Origin of the sequence: Gimesia aquarii, from assembly GCF_007748175.1 — a bacterium.
GTDB lineage: Bacteria > Planctomycetota > Planctomycetia > Planctomycetales > Planctomycetaceae > Gimesia > Gimesia aquarii_A.
Genome location: NZ_CP037422.1, coordinates 6,741,792 through 6,761,647 on the forward strand (window position 1 = coordinate 6,741,792; position 19,856 = coordinate 6,761,647).

24 protein-coding genes are annotated in these 19,856 nt (G+C 44.3%); 7 read left to right on the forward strand and 17 right to left on the reverse strand.

Annotation, left to right across the window (positions count from 1 at the left end):
• The first annotated feature begins 459 nt into the window (after positions 1–459).
• Both V202x_RS25445 and V202x_RS25450 read left to right on the forward strand, forming a co-directional pair.
• Positions 460–729 (forward strand): hypothetical protein, encoded by a 270-nt coding sequence (locus V202x_RS25445; RefSeq protein WP_145179596.1) that lies wholly within the window; start codon positions 460–462, stop codon positions 727–729.
• Positions 730–731: 2 nt separating this feature from the next.
• On the forward strand, positions 732–839 hold the full coding sequence (locus tag V202x_RS25450; protein WP_232098710.1) for a hypothetical protein: 108 nt from the start codon (positions 732–734) through the stop codon (positions 837–839).
• A gap of 99 nt (positions 840–938) precedes the next feature.
• On the opposite strand, the gene V202x_RS28030 is transcribed toward V202x_RS25450, so the two are convergent.
• Positions 939–1,070 carry a hypothetical protein gene (locus V202x_RS28030; protein ID WP_261343745.1) on the reverse strand — a complete coding sequence of 44 codons (132 nt, stop codon included), beginning with the start codon at positions 1,068–1,070 and terminating at the stop codon, positions 939–941.
• Between the two features lie 580 nt (positions 1,071–1,650).
• On the opposite strand from V202x_RS28030, the gene V202x_RS25455 reads away from it, so the two are divergent.
• Complete coding sequence (locus V202x_RS25455; protein WP_145179599.1) at positions 1,651–2,127, forward strand: hypothetical protein; 477 nt, start codon at positions 1,651–1,653, stop codon at positions 2,125–2,127.
• A gap of 201 nt (positions 2,128–2,328) precedes the next feature.
• Here the strand turns inward: V202x_RS25455 and V202x_RS25460 are convergent, their stop codons facing one another.
• The 5 genes from V202x_RS25460 to V202x_RS25480 all read right to left on the reverse strand — a co-directional run bounded on the left by V202x_RS25460 (position 2,329) and on the right by V202x_RS25480 (position 4,993).
• Entirely contained in the window at positions 2,329–2,595 is a 267-nt protein-coding gene (locus V202x_RS25460; protein ID WP_145179601.1) for a hypothetical protein, read from the reverse strand.
• 92 nt (positions 2,596–2,687) lie between these two features.
• Positions 2,688–3,038: a hypothetical protein gene (locus V202x_RS25465; RefSeq protein ID WP_145179603.1), complete on the reverse strand. Its 351-nt coding sequence runs from the start codon at positions 3,036–3,038 to the stop codon at positions 2,688–2,690.
• 234 nt (positions 3,039–3,272) lie between these two features.
• Positions 3,273–3,503 carry a hypothetical protein gene (locus V202x_RS25470; protein ID WP_197993092.1) on the reverse strand — a complete coding sequence of 77 codons (231 nt, stop codon included), beginning with the start codon at positions 3,501–3,503 and terminating at the stop codon, positions 3,273–3,275.
• 318 nt (positions 3,504–3,821) lie between these two features.
• Positions 3,822–4,247, reverse strand: a complete 426-nt coding sequence (locus V202x_RS25475; protein WP_145179605.1) for a hypothetical protein — start codon at positions 4,245–4,247, stop codon at positions 3,822–3,824.
• Positions 4,248–4,576: 329 nt separating this feature from the next.
• Positions 4,577–4,993, reverse strand: coding sequence for a transposase (locus V202x_RS25480; protein WP_145179607.1), 417 nt, complete (start codon positions 4,991–4,993; stop codon positions 4,577–4,579).
• Between the two features lie 184 nt (positions 4,994–5,177).
• On the opposite strand from V202x_RS25480, the gene V202x_RS25485 reads away from it, so the two are divergent.
• Positions 5,178–5,834 (forward strand): hypothetical protein, encoded by a 657-nt coding sequence (locus tag V202x_RS25485; protein WP_145179609.1) that lies wholly within the window; start codon positions 5,178–5,180, stop codon positions 5,832–5,834.
• A 281-nt stretch (positions 5,835–6,115) separates the two neighbouring features.
• On the opposite strand, the gene V202x_RS25490 is transcribed toward V202x_RS25485, so the two are convergent.
• Positions 6,116–6,319 (reverse strand): hypothetical protein, encoded by a 204-nt coding sequence (locus V202x_RS25490; protein WP_145179611.1) that lies wholly within the window; start codon positions 6,317–6,319, stop codon positions 6,116–6,118.
• 803 nt (positions 6,320–7,122) lie between these two features.
• On the opposite strand from V202x_RS25490, the gene V202x_RS25495 reads away from it, so the two are divergent.
• A complete protein-coding gene (locus V202x_RS25495; RefSeq protein WP_145179613.1) occupies positions 7,123–7,410 on the forward strand; it encodes a hypothetical protein in 288 nt (95 codons plus the stop codon).
• A gap of 88 nt (positions 7,411–7,498) precedes the next feature.
• Here the strand turns inward: V202x_RS25495 and V202x_RS25500 are convergent, their stop codons facing one another.
• The 6 genes from V202x_RS25500 to V202x_RS25525 form a co-directional block, all read right to left on the reverse strand.
• Positions 7,499–8,041, reverse strand: coding sequence for an SMI1/KNR4 family protein (locus V202x_RS25500; RefSeq protein WP_145179615.1), 543 nt, complete (start codon positions 8,039–8,041; stop codon positions 7,499–7,501).
• 200 nt (positions 8,042–8,241) lie between these two features.
• Positions 8,242–8,769: a hypothetical protein gene (locus V202x_RS25505; protein ID WP_145179617.1), complete on the reverse strand. Its 528-nt coding sequence runs from the start codon at positions 8,767–8,769 to the stop codon at positions 8,242–8,244.
• Between the two features lie 218 nt (positions 8,770–8,987).
• Complete coding sequence (locus tag V202x_RS25510; protein WP_145179619.1) at positions 8,988–9,251, reverse strand: hypothetical protein; 264 nt, start codon at positions 9,249–9,251, stop codon at positions 8,988–8,990.
• A gap of 284 nt (positions 9,252–9,535) precedes the next feature.
• The gene (locus V202x_RS25515; protein WP_145179621.1) at positions 9,536–10,012 is read right to left on the reverse strand and encodes a hypothetical protein; all 477 of its coding nucleotides are present in this window, start codon (positions 10,010–10,012) and stop codon (positions 9,536–9,538) included.
• Positions 10,013–10,237: 225 nt separating this feature from the next.
• Entirely contained in the window at positions 10,238–10,939 is a 702-nt protein-coding gene (locus V202x_RS25520; RefSeq protein ID WP_232098712.1) for a transposase, read from the reverse strand.
• A gap of 57 nt (positions 10,940–10,996) precedes the next feature.
• Positions 10,997–11,605 (reverse strand): hypothetical protein, encoded by a 609-nt coding sequence (locus tag V202x_RS25525; protein WP_145179623.1) that lies wholly within the window; start codon positions 11,603–11,605, stop codon positions 10,997–10,999.
• An 819-nt stretch (positions 11,606–12,424) separates the two neighbouring features.
• Between V202x_RS25525 and V202x_RS25535 the strand changes: the two genes are divergently transcribed.
• Positions 12,425–13,186: a hypothetical protein gene (locus V202x_RS25535; protein WP_145179627.1), complete on the forward strand. Its 762-nt coding sequence runs from the start codon at positions 12,425–12,427 to the stop codon at positions 13,184–13,186.
• A 475-nt stretch (positions 13,187–13,661) separates the two neighbouring features.
• Complete coding sequence (locus tag V202x_RS25540; protein WP_145179629.1) at positions 13,662–14,123, forward strand: hypothetical protein; 462 nt, start codon at positions 13,662–13,664, stop codon at positions 14,121–14,123.
• Between the two features lie 34 nt (positions 14,124–14,157).
• Here the strand turns inward: V202x_RS25540 and V202x_RS25545 are convergent, their stop codons facing one another.
• From V202x_RS25545 to V202x_RS25560, 4 genes are all read right to left on the reverse strand, one after another.
• Positions 14,158–17,088, reverse strand: a complete 2,931-nt coding sequence (locus V202x_RS25545) for an FG-GAP-like repeat-containing protein (RefSeq protein WP_197993093.1) — start codon at positions 17,086–17,088, stop codon at positions 14,158–14,160.
• 229 nt (positions 17,089–17,317) lie between these two features.
• Complete coding sequence (locus tag V202x_RS25550; RefSeq protein WP_145179632.1) at positions 17,318–17,815, reverse strand: hypothetical protein; 498 nt, start codon at positions 17,813–17,815, stop codon at positions 17,318–17,320.
• The gene (locus tag V202x_RS25555; RefSeq protein WP_145179634.1) at positions 17,815–18,849 is read right to left on the reverse strand and encodes a DUF1559 domain-containing protein; all 1,035 of its coding nucleotides are present in this window, start codon (positions 18,847–18,849) and stop codon (positions 17,815–17,817) included. The genes V202x_RS25550 and V202x_RS25555 overlap by 1 nt, the downstream gene beginning before the upstream one ends.
• 601 nt (positions 18,850–19,450) lie before the next feature.
• Positions 19,451–19,675 (reverse strand): hypothetical protein, encoded by a 225-nt coding sequence (locus tag V202x_RS25560; RefSeq protein WP_145179636.1) that lies wholly within the window; start codon positions 19,673–19,675, stop codon positions 19,451–19,453.
• Between the last annotated feature and the right edge of the window lie 181 nt (positions 19,676–19,856).

Genomic DNA, 19,856 nt, shown 5'->3' on the forward strand with positions numbered 1-19,856 from the left:
AGGGAGAGAATTTTACCAAAATGTACAGAACGAGAAAACCTCAGTATCTAATGATGCATAGCCCCGTAAGATCAATTTATTGAGACGAACTATAAGTAGAGTTGTCGAAGCATGTTACAATTAATCATTTATTGAATCGTGTCTCGATATTTTTCAACTGCAAAAATGTTCGTTTTCGTAAACAACTCTAGATAGAAAAGGTACCAGGAATGCTCTGTAGAGGGGCACAAAAGGGGTCAGGTACAATGCTGTTCGGCCCGGCAGTTGCTCTCGCTATCTGCTTTTCAGATCTGGACATTGAGTGATTGTGGAAATCGGTAAGTTGCTCTGCGAGCTTTTGGTGTGTATTTTAACCGGCGCAGCGTCAAGTAAAGCAGACGAGACGTGCCGATGGACTGAGCAATACTCTCCCCGCATACGAAGTCAAAGCATTCACACGTTATCTGCGGGATGGCAGTGGTGGCGGACCGGCTCCCCCGGCGCCATCGGGCATCAGCGCGCTGGGAGGCGAATTTCAGCCCACAGGTCATATGGAGTGGGTGGACGGTCGCGTTCATCAGACCGGATTTACGACGACGTTTAAGCCGAACATGGTGGTGGCTCACGCCGACAGCGGAACAACTTTTGACATCGATTATACATCGTGTCGTGAAAATAAACCGACTTGAACCTGCACGGGACCAACGTACGCAGCGGTCACTTCGCGAAGCTATCACCCGGGCGTTGTGAATGTGTTACTGCTTGACGGTTCAAGCCGCAGCGTCGGCGATTCCATTGATGCGACCGTCTGGAAAAACCTCAGTGCCCGGGCCGATGGTGCGACCATCGGTGAGTTTTGATTTGGGTGCTGTGATCGGGCTATTCAGAGCCTATTGCAAATCGAGACATTATGGGATCTGACCCTGTAAATCACTTCGAGGTTATGAGGGTTTATTTTTTTAAATCTCAGTTGTATCTTCGACTTGAACATTCGAATCATCAGCGGCTTCCTGAAGTCCTACTAAGATCACAGCGGTAAACGTCAGACCGGTTACGAAAATACCGAGCAAGAAAATTCCGATCGTAGTCATTAAGCTTCACCTTTACCTTGAAGCATGAGGCATCCAAAGGCAAGGATAGAGGGAACCCAAATCCCAACGAATAGACCTTCTTCTCTCTGCCCACTAAACCACAATGCCACTGAAAAAACAAAAGAGATGAATGCAGCAAAAACAAACAACAGTTTTCCTAATTTTCTTCGTTTCACAATACCCTGTACCCTTTATGTGAATGAGTTAACCCAGAAATTCCCAGCTAATTGCTTGAGTTGTCTGTCGATATAGCCAAACAGAAAGCCGCTATGAACACAATCGCAAATACAATTACGCCTAACTTGAATATTTCCAGATCGTCGATGATTGAACTCCGCTTTCTAAAGTATTCGCTATTGCATGGTAACTATAGATCGCTCATCAGGTTTGCCAAGTGATAAATTGCGCTCACAAATTAAACGAAGGAGGGTAAAAATTTATCACGAATTTTGATAAATTGAGATAGAGTAAAAATTCCGTCTATCAATTGTTCGCTGCCTGGTTCGTCACACTAGCACTGTTGAATCATAATGTTCACGAGCGCGCGATCTAATAATCGGATTGGCACACAGTTATGCAAATGGAAAACCCCAATACACCATCTGGAACCAAGTCGAATGCTGAAAAGCATCGCTTCAAGTTGGGCATAGCGTTTATTACCACGGCCTTAGTCGTGACAATAGGAACACTCCTTCTGTGTTCGCAATCGAATCCCCCCTACGCAGGGCTTTTCTTCGTGCCATTCGCATTTGGTCCACTTGCGGTTACCGCAGTGCTCTCCTGCGTGTTGCTCTCCACGCGCGCACAAACAATGTTGACGATCAGTTCTGTAGTATACGCTCTGTGGTTCGGCTATATTTATGCGCAAGCCTTCTACATCAATCCTGACCCTCAGTCACCTATAGCCTTTCTGTTTATCGGAATCTATGCTGTGCCCGTGTTGGCCATTTTCTGGATCGCCGCAGGTCTCACTCAATGGCGAGCCACGAAGCACGGGAGCAGCGAGGGCGGGCGGACCCAAAATGAAGATCATCCGTCGTCGCCCCGTGATCGGTGATGTTGCTCTTGCCCTCATACGACATACTCAAACGTTTTCTCAAATGCATTTTAAAAGACTCCCTCTAAAAAAGTTTCCGGTAAATAGATATTTGCCGGACATCATTCAAAATGAATGTCTCTTAAAACAGCAGTTTTTAACGTCAATCCATAAAACTAGACTTAATAAGACAAAGTCACGAGAATGTCTAAAACCACATTGTTATCCCACTCCAAGATCTTGGATAAACCTGGCGGTGGGAACAATTTCATCATCATCTACACCTAGCTGGTCGATGACAATCTCTTTGACGATCGAAAATACGAAGTCATAATCTGTTTGCGTGGGTGGATTCGTCGCAATCGTTAGACCAACCATTCGTTTTGTTATATCACCAAACGTTTGATATCCTTTAGGTGTTCGAGTGCGCAAACCAATCGTTGATAAATGCAAAATAATGCCAAGTGCAATCGTTGCTAACCAAATCAATATCAGTATTTCAACGTGCCAGACTATTACCCGGACAAATAGAAGAAAGAGGATTCTTGTTAGATTTGATTGAGCATATTCTTAGTGGATATCTATTGGTTCACAATATTCATCGCAATCAAGCCAAGTGTTCCGCCAAACAAAACCACAAAAACAGTGACCATTGTTGCCTGAATTCCACTCAACTCAATTCGCCCTTTGGTAAATCGCAACCGAGCAAAGTCACGTTTTCCGCGAACGATCAAAAATACTGTCATGCTGCCAGACAATATTAAAAGCAATGAAAGGGTGGCGAATCCCGGTTTCTTGTTCGAAAAAATTAGCAGGGCTGCGAGTCCAAGTTCGAATTCCCACGACAAAATCGTAATCATGTATCCAAACAATGATAAGGTTGAAACTTGCGGATGATTAGGATCCAACATCAAGCCTTCCGGAAAATACATCTAAAGGAATATTCCTCAATTCGAATTTATCAGCTTAACAGATTATCCATCAAATGCAAAACTTCCTCTTAGTTTGCATCATAATTGGCTCGACTTTCTTAACTCGGTTTAAAATGTTGGGTAGTAAATCATTATTTACCGGACACTTTATTAGTATTGAGATCTTGCCAAAGAAAGTGACCAATAAAAAATCGTTTCCCGGTCCACGGATCGTTCAATTCGATCTATTTGGTATTAAGATTTTCCAAACGCTTGATCATCCTCGCACGTGTCTTTCAATGCGCGGTCGACAATGCGACGGAATTGACGTTCTAATTCGTCGACATTGCGTTTGTCATTGGGGAGCATCATCCAGCAAATTTGTAGAGCGTGGCGCACGGATTGGTCCACCTGCGATGGGTTGAAGAATTCTCGCATCTTGTCGAACGATTCTTCGTCGTTGGGATCGAATTTTTCAAATGCCATTGAATTCTTCCTTGCTGCAGAATTTATTATTCACTTGCCATTACTGTATATGACGCTCATAAGGCATCAAAACGTGCAAAAATTGTCTATGTGCTCAAATATAATACCACAAGAGCTGACACAGGTTTGTAATAAGGGTTAGTTCAAGACACCTAAATATCGTACTTTTTTGAATCACCCTGTCAACAAGGAGCTTCACACCCTCGTAAAACTGAAGAAATAAATAACTGGGTAATATCCGTTATCCGGAGAGTATTTTGATGAGCATCTCTTAAAAGGGTGATTTCTTAAGACTCGAACAATCTTACGAAACTGTTTTCAGTCGAACAGTTTTTTTGCTACAGGATAAGCAAAGACGAACCACATGCCGCTCATAATACTGATGCCGGCTAAGAATGCGAGAAACGGATTAATCGCGTTACCCAGAAACATAAATGCAGCCCAAGAGACGCCAATGAAACCGTAGGAGTATTTCCAGGTTATACTCCATAAGGGACATGCCTTGGCAAATCGTTCCCGTCGATCTTGCGTCTCAAAAGAAGGTTCTCCATCGGAATTCAACCCTAGTTGTGTATAGGTTAAGATAAACGGTAAATAGAAAAAAACAGCTCCGAAAAATATGGTAACAAATGCATTCTCAGTTTGTAGAAACTGGAATAAGGGAAGTCTTACAGCATATGTTGCTATGGCGAGAGTAGCTCCATAGAGGAGTGACAGTATGCCAAAAATTCGGGGAGCGTTCATCAACAAGGATTCTCCTAGTTGTTATTAGAAAAGACCAAGCAGAGAATAGACAATCGCAAGTACAAAAGCAGGATTTTGTCGGGATTTTTCACTTAGGCCCCGAGTTGTGCCCATAAACGCCGAGTATATCCCCATCGTAGAACGGACCAAGTAAGTTTGGGTTTTGACGTGAAGAACCTTCTCATTATACACAGAGCAGAACTCGTTGAGATTAGCTGAGGAAAATTTTATTTTGAGTATTTAGCAATCCAAATATCAGCAGTATTTCATTTAACGTATCGATTGCTGTAAGGTTCAAAATAATTATGAATTTAATATTTCAAAGTAAATCAATTCGCAAAAGTGTCTGTTAAAATTACGGGCGTGTTGAAAAAGCCGACTATCTGAGAATATGGAGAGAGTGGGTAGCGGTCATTCTTCGGCATGACCACCGCGCAAACAGCAAAAAACAAAACGCCTTCACCAACCGCTTCAGATTCTGAGCGGTTGCAATCAGATAGGCTTGGATTTGTACCTTGACTCGCCCGCGACAAACCGTGGTTTTGTTTGGCCTCGGCAAATAACCCTTCGCTCTTCCACATTCGCTCCGACAGCTTCTGGCGGAACACGGGATCGCGCATGCGTGTCAGTACTTCTTCAAAGACATCCTGATCAGGGCTGCGCTGAACAAAACGCCGAGGAGAACTGCTGCGTGTTCGCGCTGGACAGGTTGACGCTTGCGGACAAACCTTACAGTCCGACAGAATTAAAAGGTTCCTGACAACTTTTTCTTCGTTAAAGGAAGCAAGTCAGGTAAACCGAATTTCTAAGAAACTCTGAAAATTTTGCTTGACTTGCAAATTATGAAAAGATAGTTTGATTTACTGCACCGATTATCATGCAATTCTATGCTCACTGCTGTTTTCTCATCGCCTCTCAGGAATTCACAGAATGACAAACGAATCCACTGGCCCTCAGATTTACGTTACTGATCGTGAGTCCAAACAATATGTGGCAGTATTGCATGAAAATGCGTTGTATCTGCTAGAAGACGTTAGCAAAAAAGTAGCTCAAACGGCGATTAAGTCGATTTCGGACGGTGGACCGGTGGTCGACGCATTAGGCGACAAGGCGATCATCATTCCGGTTGATTCGGTGACGAAAATGACAACCGCTCAGCACGATGATTTCGTTAAAGTCTGGTATTCTAAAGACGGAGCCGAAAAGAAACATGTAGTTGCGATGGAGAGTCACGATGAACAAATCGCACTAATGCGTTCGATGGCTTCTGCTATCCCCAGTGCGAAAGAATCCGAGGAGCCGATTCCAGTGATTCAGGCCATTATCGGACCAGGCCTGACCTCGCTGGGAATCATTGGCGGGACAATCTTATTCTTTGTGTTGGCTAATGATGTCGCATCTGGTAATGAAATCGATACTTCCGGTCGTCGAGGTGGGTTAAAGCTCATCATCGCCAAAGTGCTGGGCGCCCTCGGGCCAACCGGAGTCATCGCAATAGGAGTCTTGGCGTTAGCTGGTTCGCTGTATTGGGTCTACAAACGTGTTCAATCTCCACCGATCCGTACGACAATCGAGTGTTCTGCGTGACCAGCGATAGATCCAACCATAGTGGCCCTGGCCCTGAGTTAAATCAAGATTTTGAATAACAGTTCTCATTGCTGCAAAGCAGGACACGTCTGTTGACCGGCAAGTATGCCAAGAGTCAATAGAGAGCCAATTGCTAATATAGATTGAAATTCTGACAGGTTTAGATAGGATTAAATTCTATCTATCAATAGTTCTCCAGCTTATGTGATCGCCGAGTGATACATGAATGAGAATTACTCCAAAACTGTGCTTTCTCCCTCAGCTCGTCGGAAGTTCTGCTTTTACCTGCCACTTGCCACGCTAGCTGTTGTGGGGGCAGTATCAACTGCGATTTTGGCACTTTTCGTCATTACGGTTATGAGCAAAGGCAATGCCCCCGCCTCTGGAAACCCCGACGCATACATCCTTATGATTGCCGGGCCATCGGTATTGTTGATATCCATACTTTTCATCACAATATCCACGTCAATCTCTTGCATTCTCACATTTCTGATTTCATTTATTCCTTGGCGGAGACGAATAGCAGCATTCCTGTGTGGACTTGGGTTACACGCTATTAGTGTGTTCGTGGCGCTCTACTTCATTGTTTCACCGTTCAAATAGATAACTTAGTCGTTACATTTGCCCTCGTTCGATATACTCAAACGTTTTTAAATGTGTTTCAAACGATATCCTCTAAAATAGTCTCTGGTAAATAGATATTTGCCAGACACTTCCGCTGTTACAAATTATGAGATAAAAATACTTAGCCTTTATCAAATATCAATTGTGGAGTTGATCATCTGCTTCACAGACTTGTTCAATGTGGCTTAAAACACTTTCATAGTCATTAGATTTTGGAACGGGCATATCGAATATCCTAGTGTTGTTCTTCGTACCGACTTCAATCCATGAACTCGTATCAAAAATTATTTGCCAATGAATCTTCGTGTAATGAACTGATTTAGTAGTTTCAGTCCAGCCATTCGCAGTTAAGTACTTTGTAAACATGATCTGACTCCTTCATCTAACTCTGCCAGTTATAGTATATGATGCTATTCTTAAAATCCTGACTCATACTCTTAGTTTAGTATAAATCTATGTTGTCAAGATGAAATAGCGAGAAAGAACGTATCCGGTAAATCACTAATAGCCGAAAATCATTTTTGGTGGAAATAAAAAAGGTCGGCACCGAACACTTTGAAAACAGAAGCGATAGCTTATTAAGGCATATCATTTAGTATCATTTCTGAAACCTAATGCTAAAATGAATTTTTTGTTTCTGTTAACCACTGCAAAGGCAAGTATTATGAATGAAGTTGCATTAGAACTTTTATTATCTTGTAAAGAACCAAACTCTGGAAATTTTTTTGCTCGAAAAAGCGTTTTACTTCCAGGATACCCCTCTAGGGGTGACGTTATTTATTTGTCCAACGATGACTGCAAATTCAAAATCGAATCTCGTCTATGGCGCGAGAGCGATACCGTTTTGTTGCGATTAGAAAGTGATTATCCGACATTTGAAGATCTCGACTCATTGAAAAAAATAGAAAATTCTCTAATCGACAATGGTTGGGAAATCGAGATACAGGCTTAGTTATTATTTTAAAGTGTCTGGTAAATCACCGGGCTTGTTGAAAAGCCCACCCATTTACCGGACACTTTTCAGCCTTCAACGTTTAAGATTATCTTACTGAAGGCCCCCAAGGTTCAAAGACATAGTGTTGTTTACATGGATAATCACCTGCTAAGGCCTCAATTTTCTTTTTTAATATGTTGACAAGAAAACCAGTCATTGTGAATGGTTGAATCTTCATTCCCGAGCCTCTATTTTCCATTTGAACTACTTGCCATTTGGTTGGGGGGCCCTCGGAAAGCCAGAAGTAGTCATTTCCGTTTTCATCATTACCCCATGGCACAAGCCCATTGGGTTCCGGATAAAATGGATATGGAAAGCGATCTGGAAATACCCTTTGTGATCTTCGATCCTGGTTACAAATGGTATTAACGCATTTAAATAAAGATGTGTATTCAGATTTCGCAAACGGATTATAGATACGATAGAATCCGGCAAAGAGGCCACTACCATAGGAAAAGATAAACTCTCGATAGTCTCTTGGAAGTTTGAGGTTGAGTTTTTCCTCAACTTGCTTCCATTCATCAAGCGTTCTTACTTCAAATGGCTTCTTTGGAGGTGGTACAAGTTTCTTCAATTCTGTGAGAGACATACTTTCGTTTTAAAAAAACTCTAGAAGGGATTTTAATGAAATGACTTCATTTTCTAATCATAAAAAATCGAATTTCAGTCGAGAATAATGACCGGGAAACAATAATTACCCGGTCATTAACAGTGATTTTATTCTCCCAAATACCCCTGAATTTAGAAGCTATATTGAAATTAGTAGCGAGGTCCTGTTGATAGACTTTGTTATATGATTTCCTCATCTACTATTTCGAACTTCGAACCATCTTTCACTATTCGGTAAGAAAGAAAGATGGATGCCACAACGACTAAAGAAAACAAAAAATCGATGTATGACTCTTGTGGCAAATGCAAATATACCTTTGCCACTGCAAAAGCTAGAAATAGAGTGACGTAAAATAATAAGTAAAATAGAAACCGAAGCCAATGTGGAATTGTTCCCGAGTTATCCTTTAATGAATGAAAAACAAGCTTTTGGCGTTTAATATCCTTTCCATTTTTGCTTAACGTGCATAGAAAAGGCCCTTTGAAAAGACTGACCACCTTCAAAGTAGTGGAGTAACTGTCTTCTCCAATATGAAATTTGTTAGATGATTGTGTAGAGATATTTCTTTTAGACGAAACTAATGTACCATCAACAAATACTTTTTCTAAACCGGAAAAAGCGCTACACCAAACCTCAATATTTCTTCCGTCATCTTCAAACGAATATGAATACCCTTTGAAAAAACTAAATGGTTTTTTTTTGCTCATATGTGAGTGTTCCATTTAACTTGAAATTATTATGTATATGATTCCAATACACTTGATACTTTTTTTCAAGAAAGTCACAACAGAATTTATCTTAATCATACCCAATAAAACAGCCGGCCAATAGAGAGAGTATGCTAACTGCCGCATTAATATTGACTGGGAAATGTTCGTTTACCCTACTCTTTTATGTTTTAACCCAATCTCTTGAATGTTAGATATCACCAGCTAAATGAGAATAGCAGGACGATAAAGGCAAGTATGATGCCTAAGCCAATTTGTAGTTTGGCCATTTTCCGCATTGCTGAAGTCCATTGCTCATCGCGAAGCAATGAACGAGCTACTTCACGCATTTCATCCTTAGGAACGAACGTTCGGATATACGCCTTAGGCCGAGATGAAAAGAACCAGGCAATCAAGCCAATCGAACAGAAACTACATCCAATCATTAAGGCAACCTGGATGCTTTCGTTAATCGGATACATGTTGCCGAACCTTAGTAATGTCGAAGTAACTAAATACGTTGCACATGTGGCCTAAACAAAAATCAATATCTATATTACTCTAGCGGAAACTCTCATTCTAGAGAACATGTCAGACATACCAGCACACAAGAAACAAGGAATAAAAGAGACCTGACCCCTTTATTCTCCCTGAAACTCATTGAGCAACTCGAACAGACATTAAAACGCAAACAGTTTTCGCCCGATTGAGACGAGCAAATGAAAAATATCGTTGTCTGGGAAACATTAATTACCCGGTCATTATTTTAGTCTACCCCTTCAATGTTTGCGTTTTTGTGTGAACGGATTAACTGGTTGACGGTGTTTATGATCTTGTCACGGAGTTTGTAAACGGATTGTAATCCGGGCTCAATGTCTGACCACCATCGAATCGTTGTAGAGCAGGCCCGTATGCCGATTCGCAAACCATACCAGGTACCGTCTTTGCCTGTATATTGAGTTCGGGATGCAGGCAAAGACAAGTCGCGAACCATCTCATAAATATCCTTCACATCATCGTGATCCACCTGGAGTTCCGTATGTTTCTCCAATTCGCGGATCTCCTGCATTACAGCCATCGACGCATGACTTATTAGTTGCTTGCGAACCACATAAACGACGCGACCGGCTTTACGATCCCACTTTTGCGCGATCTCGTAAATATGAAACTTGTTGCGAAACCCTGTCCTATTCAACAGGATTTGCCATGGATCTCGTTTATCAGTGTTTTCTATTTCAGTCACGACGTAATATAAACCAGATAACTTATTTTTTAAATGTAATATCTGGGTAACACACATTACCCGGTCATTATTCTCGATTATAGCAATGCTATAATTCATAACATACCATTCTCTCTCAGATCCTGTTCAAGCACTGGACTGTGTGAAGGATAGCTCCAATACCAGAAGTAACTTTGCGGATAGTTCCCGCAAATACATCGTTTTGTGGAGCCAGCCAAAAAGGGGTCAGGTCTCTTTTCTGGGTCTTCCTCGGGGGCGTGTTGTGCTTTCGAGGGATAATCGTATGGCTGTGTTGCTGGTCCATTTGTCATCGCCGAAGGGTGTGCCGCGAGTGATGCATTTTCTGACGGTAGTCAGTTCGGCGTCCGTTTGTGGTTTGTTGACCAGTGATCGCCATTGGCGTGGTAGCGGTGGATTTTTGAGTTTTGCCAGCCACGCAGGGCTATCTCCCTTTTGTTGTCGTGCCCAGGCGGAGCCATACTCCCACTCCTCGGCACGTTTGACCAAATTCGCTCGCAGCGGGTTGCGTTCGACATAACGCATCACTGTCAGCAAATGGTCGTCTGACTGAATTGGGAACGATTTAAATCGTCCCTGATACAAGTGACCGCTTCCCCCGGTTGAATAGTGCGCGTGCCAGCGCATGGTATGGGTGACGGTGAGTCGTTGAAAGAATTCCGTCAATTGGGTATCTGTCTGGGGACGTACCACAAAGTGCCAGTGGTTAGGCATTACGGACATGGCATAGATCGGTAGCGGTATCTTTGCCCACGTTTCCTCAACGACCCGCATGAAAGCAGCATAATCGTCCGGCTTCTCGAACAGCGTCATCCGCGCCACAGAGCGATTGAGCACATGAAACACTTCACCGGCAGGACAAATTCGTTTGGTACGGGGCATACAAGGAGTATAACAGAATACAGCCACGAAGAAAAAGAGACCTGACCCCTTTATTCCTGCGTAATCTGGCAGCATCGTTTCAGTTTATACCAATTCGGAAGAGGCGTTCCTTTTTAGAGCGAGTGAGCTACCGAAAATCGGAGCAGCAATCCAACCAATACCAGCAAGCAATGGTAGTGTCGCGATTGTTTCTGCAATTAGAGAGAATCCTAAGACGATGAAGAAGACGAAAAAAATAAGCAGCACGAATAAAGCAATAGACGTACGCCGGAATCGAGATAAGAAGTAGCCTCCAATCGCTAAAATTGGAGTAACGACAAAGAACAACATAGTTGAAGGCCGACTGACAGTAAATGTGTCAACCTGTTTTATGTCGTGCCATTCACCATACGTAAATGGTGCAAGTTGTTCGTGTCTGAAATGGGTCATCGAGTTGATTCGATCGTTATGCCAAATCAAAAGGTGGTATTCACCCGGGCCAATCCAGAATGCGGACGGTTTGAGAAAATCTCCTTTGGCATCTTTCTTGGGACGTAAACTGAACATAGACTTTCCGTAGCCGTAACTCCCGACTTTGTTGACACACGACCCGTCATCACCCACATTTAGCGTTACACTCGCAGGAATAATAGTATTAATGGAAATTGCCGCCGCTATCACGACTGAGCCGGAAATGATCGAGACAGTTTTCATAGTATGATAAATTTTTATACTTGCATACTCTGTTTCAAATATGCCGCAACAGAAAATTCATATCTCACATTAATGCTGGCTATAGTTGTAGGATTCTATATATGATACTAGTCGCTAAAAGCATTACAAGTTGAAGCCTCTTGGTGACACGGTATTTATATTTTGAAACCACTAAGACCGAGAAAAAACATAAGTGACCCGGTAATATCCGTTAACCGGTCACAAGCATAAAAATGACAATCTTTGTATAATTTAGTTTAAGAAATTCAGTTGATCCTCGAATTGCACTATATAATATTTCAGTCGTTGAGTCACACATTCAGGAGATCTATCAATGCTCGCTTCCTTCATTTCAGGCCCTCTCGAAATGGCCTTTCTCGCTATTATGGTTATCTTCACCGTAGCTCCATTTTGGATGATCTGCTCCAAGGCTGGTTTCCCCGGTTGGATCGGTCTCGCTATATTGATCCCAGTCTTGAACATTGCTCTATTAATGTTCCTTGCTTTTGCGGAATGGCCTGCTCTTCGGCACTTGCCTAAGCAAAACCAAACGAAACTTTAAATGGTCTTCAAATTTTGATGTGCCTTGGTAATGTTCGTTTACCAGACAAATCACAGTGATCCCATAAATGAAAAGTGTCCGGTAAATCATTGGGCTTGTTGAAAAAGTCTGTAGGTGACTTGCTGTATCTGATCAGACCCAAAAAAGATGCGCCTTGATATGTATTCCACTACAGCTAACATATACAGAATCCATACATGATATGAAGCCCGTGGAGCTTCATATACGAACAAGTCCATGCAGGTTAATAACAAGTTATGTGGCGAAGAACGAAACACAAACAGATGCCCGAATGGATTGCTCGCGTTCGGTCGCGTCTTGCCGAACTTCGTGCGGCTGATCCTACTCTTCGGATGTTCGGCACGTTCATGCATCAATACCGTCTTGGGCCGCCACTTACACAATCAGAAATCACAGTGGCTGAGACTCACTACCAAATCTCGATTTCACCCGAATACCGAGATTTCTTGCTTCACATCGGTAATGGCGGTGCTGGGCCAGGCTACGGACTACAACGATTTGGCGTCCTTACCGCTCCGGTAATTCGACGCAATCCGAGTCCCGCGGTTGTGTGGGATCGTGACGGTGGCGTCGGACCAATCAATGAATTCGCTGACTGTTTTGATGAACTCTACTTCAACGAAATGGAGCGGCTTATCAACGACCGATCATCTTTGGCACGCCCGTTCCCATTGACACGGCCGTGGACACTTAATGATCGTGATATACCCGATGACGATTATGCTTACACCCAATGGAACATCAATGTTCGCGAACCGATGTTCAAACACGGCTCGATTGAATTGTCAAATCACGGCTGTGGCCAAAAACATAAACTTGTCGTAACGGGCGAAGAATCGGGATCAGTATGGGTGTTTGACGAACAGGATGGCGAATACATTAGTCCGTACGGTGCTGGCATGCTGCCGGATGATGCGATTCCTCGTCGCTACACTTTTGCCGAATGGTATGAAGATTGGCTGATTGACTACTTATACGATGCCCGTAAAGCCAGATAACTTGGTCTTTAAATCAACTCTGCCTTATCATATTTGATACAAAAAACCACCGTATTAAAAGACACCTTTAAAATTATGCCTGGGTAATAGTTGTTACCCAGGCATTGTTCGTTTAGATAAGCTAGGTAGCGGCAGTCTGACCAGATTAAAGTTTCCAGAGAAGAAAAAAGGTGTCAGGTCCATTTATTATTGCTTTATAGACTATGCTAAAAATCCTTGTTATTCGGTTCTGGTAGGAAGTGCTAATCTGGCCTGGTTTTTTGAAAGCCAAAGAACTCTTCTACCGCTTTTCACATCATCCTCCCATGAAATTTCGCTCACTGCTCTTACATCATCACTGGCCGATTTTCATCTCTGTGTTGTCGGGTGATATCGAGTAGAATCTTTTTTCACACGAGATTTATCTCCTCTATGTGCGAGTATTTGTTCTGCTCGCACATTGATTTTATTTGATTGTTCGGGAAAGGAGTTCAGGATGTGGGGTTTGGTTTTTATGTTGTTGGGTTTGTATTCACATTGGTGGAAGGTTTGTTGGTTGAATTTCGGCAACCGTTACAAATGGGGAGAAGTGGGGAAGTTTATGATTTGCGCAGTTTTGTCTGAGAGTTGGTCAATTCGTGACCGATTGTGGCCTCATTTTGTCACAGGTAAGGTCAAATTGGGTACAAAAAGTAGTGAAGATTGGGAAGCAGTTTTTGCGCTGCCGATGGAAATCTTGCTGAAACCAGTGGGTTTTATACTACTCAGATCCGCAGGCGAGAATCAATTCAGTATCGAGAAAAACGGTTTTCGCGCAAAAATGAGGGTGATGCATGGCGTTCCAGGCGGAAGATGTGGGAGACAATTATGGAACAGACACAAACGAAATCGGCACGTATCAAACTCTAAACCGTTGCATTCAAGAGAGGCTTTGATTTGTACCTCGGCTGCTGTTTAGCAGTCTGATGTCAAAGTGATGCGAGAGCAAATATTCATCGATTCCTCATCACGAGGGGGCTTTTTCCTTCGATAAACACCAGTTTCACATGAGTAGGTAATTGAGTATGTATTTCCCGGTTTCCATTGGGCCAAATGATTTCCAACTCATCGATGTGGGAAGCATTCCCGACACCTACAAATTGACGACGCTCGTTGGCACAAAAAAAACCATCGCCACCGCAGACTTCGATCATTTGTGTCAGTCCGTCTGCGGTCACACCTAATCGCGCTCCCACTGCATCACGATTTGAGTTCACTCCATGCAACTCGATCACGACACCGTTGCCGACGGTTGAAGTCTCATTCTTCAAGAGAGCGACAGGACTATCCTGATGAACTACAGTTAAATCCGGGCGACCATCGCGATTCCAATCGAGACGTGCCACACCACGTCCCAGTTTTTTTTGCTGAAAGTAATTTCCAGATTGACTTGAAACATCGATAAACTTTCCCTCACCGATGTTTTCAAATAATTGCGGAAACATTTTCCAAGGTTCTCCACGAAATCCGAAATCATCGATATGGCCATTGGCAACGAACAATTCAGGTAAACCATCAAGGTTCAAATCGACTGCCTGGGTCCCGAAGCCAAGTTGGGAATGCGTCGGCTTCGCCAATCCTGCTAATCGAGTCGAATCGAGAAAGTCGCCGCTTCCCTGGTTGAGATACAGGGTGTTCGTCTCTTGATAAAAGTTGGTTACATACAAATCGAGCGCACCGTTTCCATCCAGATCTGCGCAGGCAACACCCATGCCCGCCTCTGAGCGTCCATCTCCGCTAAGCGCCACGCCGGAAAGCAACCCTTCTTCCACAAACCGAATCCCGTTCTCGGCCCCCAGATTTCGAAATAGAAAATTCGGTGTTGTATCATTGGCAATATAAACGTCGGGTAACCCGTCCTCGTTCAGGTCCGCAATGATGATCCCCAGACCTTTGCCGTCCGGGACGATGATTCCAGACTCGCTGGTAATGTCTTCAAACGTTCCGTCACCCCGGTTGTGGTATAGCCGGTCCTGCTCGCCCTCGAAATTAGAAGGGTTGCAGGAACTATACTTTCCGTCGGGGCTATGACAGACTTTGATCGAATCGAGATAGTTCACTACATACAAATCAAGCAGCCCGTCTCTGTCAAGATCCGCAAAGGCTACGCTGGAACTCATCACCTCATCGGACAGTCCGACCTGACTGGTGATATCGGTGAACGATCCATCGCCGTTGTTGAGAAGAAAGGTGTTCCTTCCAAAGTTCGCAACAACCAGATCCGGAAAACCGTCGCTGTTATAGTCGCCTGCCGTGATGCCCTGCCCGTATCGATTTTCTCGCAGGCCTACTTTTTCTGTGACATCTTCGAACGTTCCATCCCCCCGATTTCGATAGAGGCGGTCGAGGTAGGTAAAATCATTGGGATTATACGGCAGTCGACATCCCTGCGGAAAGTAGAGATCGGGCCATCCATCCTGATCATAGTCGACTACCCCCACCCCACCACTGGTGCTCTCTGGCGGATATTTAAACTGGGACCGACCGATGAATTGATAATTTACCCCTGCCTCAGCGTGCATGTCGCTTAGATAAAATGATGTCGCCCCTTCAGTCGACGGGGAAACTGTGAAAGAGGCCTCATCGGATCGAGACTTTGTTTCTTCAAGCTGAGAGATTCTGGATAACAATCGCTCGGACCGATACGGTTGCGTCTCAGGATCTTCGGGATTCTCAGTAATCTTTTGTAATCCAGCCAGTGCAGGTTCATAACCTGGACGAACACCGAGAACCTGCTCATACCAGAGCTGAGCTTCAGTGCGACGTCCCAACTGTGCTAGTAGGCCTCCTACTTCAAGAGCGATCGGAACCATCAGGTCTACCTTCTCCTGACTTCCCCAGACGAGCCGCAAAGCCTGGCGCTGTAAGCGGTCCATCAGCTTAGCCCGCTTCAAGCATTGCTGCGCTTCCACATCGCAGTCCAGACGCTGCAATACTTGCCCCAAACGATATAATGATGCTGTATCCTCCGGTCGCTCTTCAACCACATACAAATAATGTTTCGCGGCAGCGGCCCAATCCTCCACTTCCGCAGCATTGTAACCCAGGCTTTTCGAAATCTCCGGGGAAGGCTTTCTTCGATGATGGAATTTGGTAAGAATCTCCCGGGCGCGCCGCGTCTTTCCCTGTTTTAGCAATATCTCAACTAATAGACCGATGGCACGTTCGTCCTGTGGATCTGCGACTATCAGTGATTGCAGGACGTCATCAGCTTCGGAGTACCGTTCTTCCTCAAGAAGATATCGGACCAACGCCAGCTTGCTGTGTTGATCTTCAGGATCTGCAGCGACATAGGAACGCATCAGTTCTGAGCCAGCAGCAGGTACCGTCGCTCGTTCTGGAGAGACAAATCGGAAAACCAGCTCGTCGATTACCAACGCTCGGAATTGAGCAATCCGTGTGAGTTGCTGATGAACATCGTCTCTCCGGCCCTGAACGATATACAACTCTAGCAGCCGTCGATTCGGCTGAGGATAACTTGGATGCAATTCAACAGCACGCAAAAGTTTCTGTTCAGCGAGACGTGCCTTTCCCTTCTCCAGAAGTAAGGTAGCCTCCAAATAACGAGCAATGCCACCAGTTGTCGGTGGATGATCTGGCACTCTCTTCCAATCACTGCTTGCTCCTGCCAGGTTTCCCGCGTCTCGCCGCAACTGACCACGATACAATAAGGCCTGATTGTGTTTCGGACTACGCTCAAGAATACTGTCTAACAGATCCAGTGCTGCTGCAATGTCATCTCGCTCGATTGCTATCTGGGCTTCACGAAATTGTTGTTCGACATCTGTGTTCTCCGATCCAATCTTCCACCAAACTATGATACACGCTAAAGTTACTACCGGCAGAAGAAGCAAACGTTTTTTAGAAAACGTAGAAAATTTCATTGTAGATCTTCTCTCGGTGCCTGTAACAAAATTCGTATAAGATGCAATAGATGTCGCATCAATTCGGGAATTCATTACTTTACAATTTTTTCAAGCTCGCTCTATTATTGCAAAATTCCATCTCAACAATGGCCATACAAAACAGCCTGTCAGCATATGCAGACAGGCTGTCGATTGTGGAAACAAATTTCGACAAATGTGTTTAGTACAATAGCTATTTCAAATTCGTCTACTGCTGAGCTCCCGCCGAAAAGGCCGGATCCTGCAGTGATTTGCTCATCGCCGCTCCGCCGAAGGAAGGGGGTTTCACCATCGGCCCTGCCGACGATTCCATCTGCACGGTCAGTTCATTTAAGTCTTGCTCGGTGATTGTCACTTTGAGCGGACTATCGCTCATATTCCGGTACACAGCCGGGAAAGGTCGTGGGGGCTTAGTCATCGAAAGTCCAACGGCCACACGATACTCTCCGGCAGGAATGCCATCCCCCCCCTCATAGGTTGTGAAGGACATCTTGCCTGATTCGTCAACTGTACCAGCTACAGACTTTCCTGTCTTCTCATCAGATTTTCCTGATGTACCTAACGGAACCAATAAAACCTGTGTTGGGCCAAATGGTTTCTCATCCAGCAGTAACTGTCCTGTGGTCGGGTAGACCTCAAGTCTGTCATCGCCGCCGCCACAACCTGCCACAAACAGAGCCATTAAAATATAGGTGAATCGCATCATTAAAATTCTCCAATAATTTCAGAGTTATGGGAGGTATTCAGCCCGTTCCAAACCAACCAGTCTATATTCTCACTCACAAACCGTACCGCACCATCTGCCATCGTTACTTGCACGCCCCCCACATGCTGACTGCTGGCACCGGGCCAATCAGTATTAATGCCCCACGAACTTTGAAAGTAAGGTGCTACTAAGTGCGGACCTGCCCGGAACCACCCGCTAATCGCACTGCCATCTGGATTAACGTAGGCATCACCATTCAGGTCCTGTCCCCCGGCATGCATCGCTACAGTAAATGACCCTGCCACGAATGCAGCGCGGAAGACAGCTTCTCCCGCCCCTTGTCGTATCACGCCCGTTCCGCTTGTGTGTTGTGGCGTCTGATCGACACCATTGACAATATTCCTCTTATAGCCCAACGTGCTCGTCTCACCGACCGCTACAGTATTGGAAGTACCATCAATGATATCCCTGACACGGCTGGAGGCTTGCGGCGTAAAGATACCTCCGGACCAAATTTCGGTACCGCCCTGTCGGTGAAGCCGGCCTCGTGACCACCAATCGTAGCCATGTGCAAACGCGTAATTGGTCACACCCACTCCATGCGTCGAGCCTGGTGTATCAAAGCCCGGCGAGTCAGTGGGACAGCGTAGCGCCGGAAGTTGCGTCTCCAGATGAGCTTGTCCCCAAGCAGGGAGATTAAAGTCAATCTGGTTGTATAATGGTGCCTGGTCGAGGTACGGGAGAATCGCGGCGATCCCAGTGTGATGATAGGCCGCATAAGTGGAACCGTTCCACCGTCCCCAGGTTGCAACCTGGGGGAAAATATTGTGCGCATCGTGGTAGTTGTGCAGCGCCAACCCGATTTGTTTCAGGTTGTTTTTGCATTGAGTCCGCCTAGCTGCTTCGCGGGCCTGCTGAACTGCTGGTAACAATAAAGCAATCAAAATCGCGATGATCGCAATGACAACCAAGAGTTCAATCAATGTGAACCCACATAGGTGTAATTTGTTCCTCATATATAGTTTGTTTCTCATAATCCACTCCTCTAAAAGAAATTAGTCCAAGTGTTCTAAAACAATTTAATACATGAGTTTATTAATATACAATTGATTAATATAAAATACAATTTATTTATAATAATCTAAAACATTTTTTATTTAAAACTGATTTTCTCAATAGCGAACAGTAATTAGCCAATATTTAGCTTTATTAATAAACCTGCTCTTTTTGCGTTCTAAATATGCCCAATTCAACCAATATGTCATATAGTTCTTTTGAATACATTGAACTTATTCCAGACCATGAAGTAGACATGAACAAGGCAATCACGCTTTTTTCCGCTTTGGAGCAGCCGCGTCGAAAACATTACATGAATTGTGGTCTGGTTTACGCGAAAGAAAATAGAAAAAAGATCAAACAGGGATGAATTACTTGTTAGTCTCTTTCCTAGTCTCGAGATTGTTATGGAATTCTACAAAGTTGTGATAAGTGGATGTGGTGATAGGAGCGATTCCCGTACCAGTAGATAATTCGTCGCCGGTTTTTGACCCTATCCTGACGAACCTCGGTGGCATACCAGCGCCCTATTGGTAATTTCTTCAGTTTGTCAACCACCGTCGTATGAAAGCCACCCATTCATTTTTTATCTCTGGAATTTTCTAGTTCTAGGCGAACAACCATGTGACCTCGCGTCAGGTCGATCCAGTAAGCACTTTCTTCAGGAGCTATATAGTTTGTCTCAACTCGAATCGTCGCTAAATCGCCGACATTAGTGACGATGACTTTCCGTTTGGCATTCGGTCCTCCACCCAAAGCAGGATAGTCAACGAATTCGACGAAGGAGTTGATCAATTGTCGCATCGGTATAAATTTCTTAGTACGAAAGCACATGGATTGGGATGCCGTTCGATTTTTGACCACTCTTGCCATACTGCCGTGAGCGCCCTCTGGAGTGCATCTTCAGCATCGTGAACAGAATGGAGAACCCAGCTACAGTTACGAGCAGCTTGTGCTCGATAGGTCGGATTAAGTCTTCATAGCT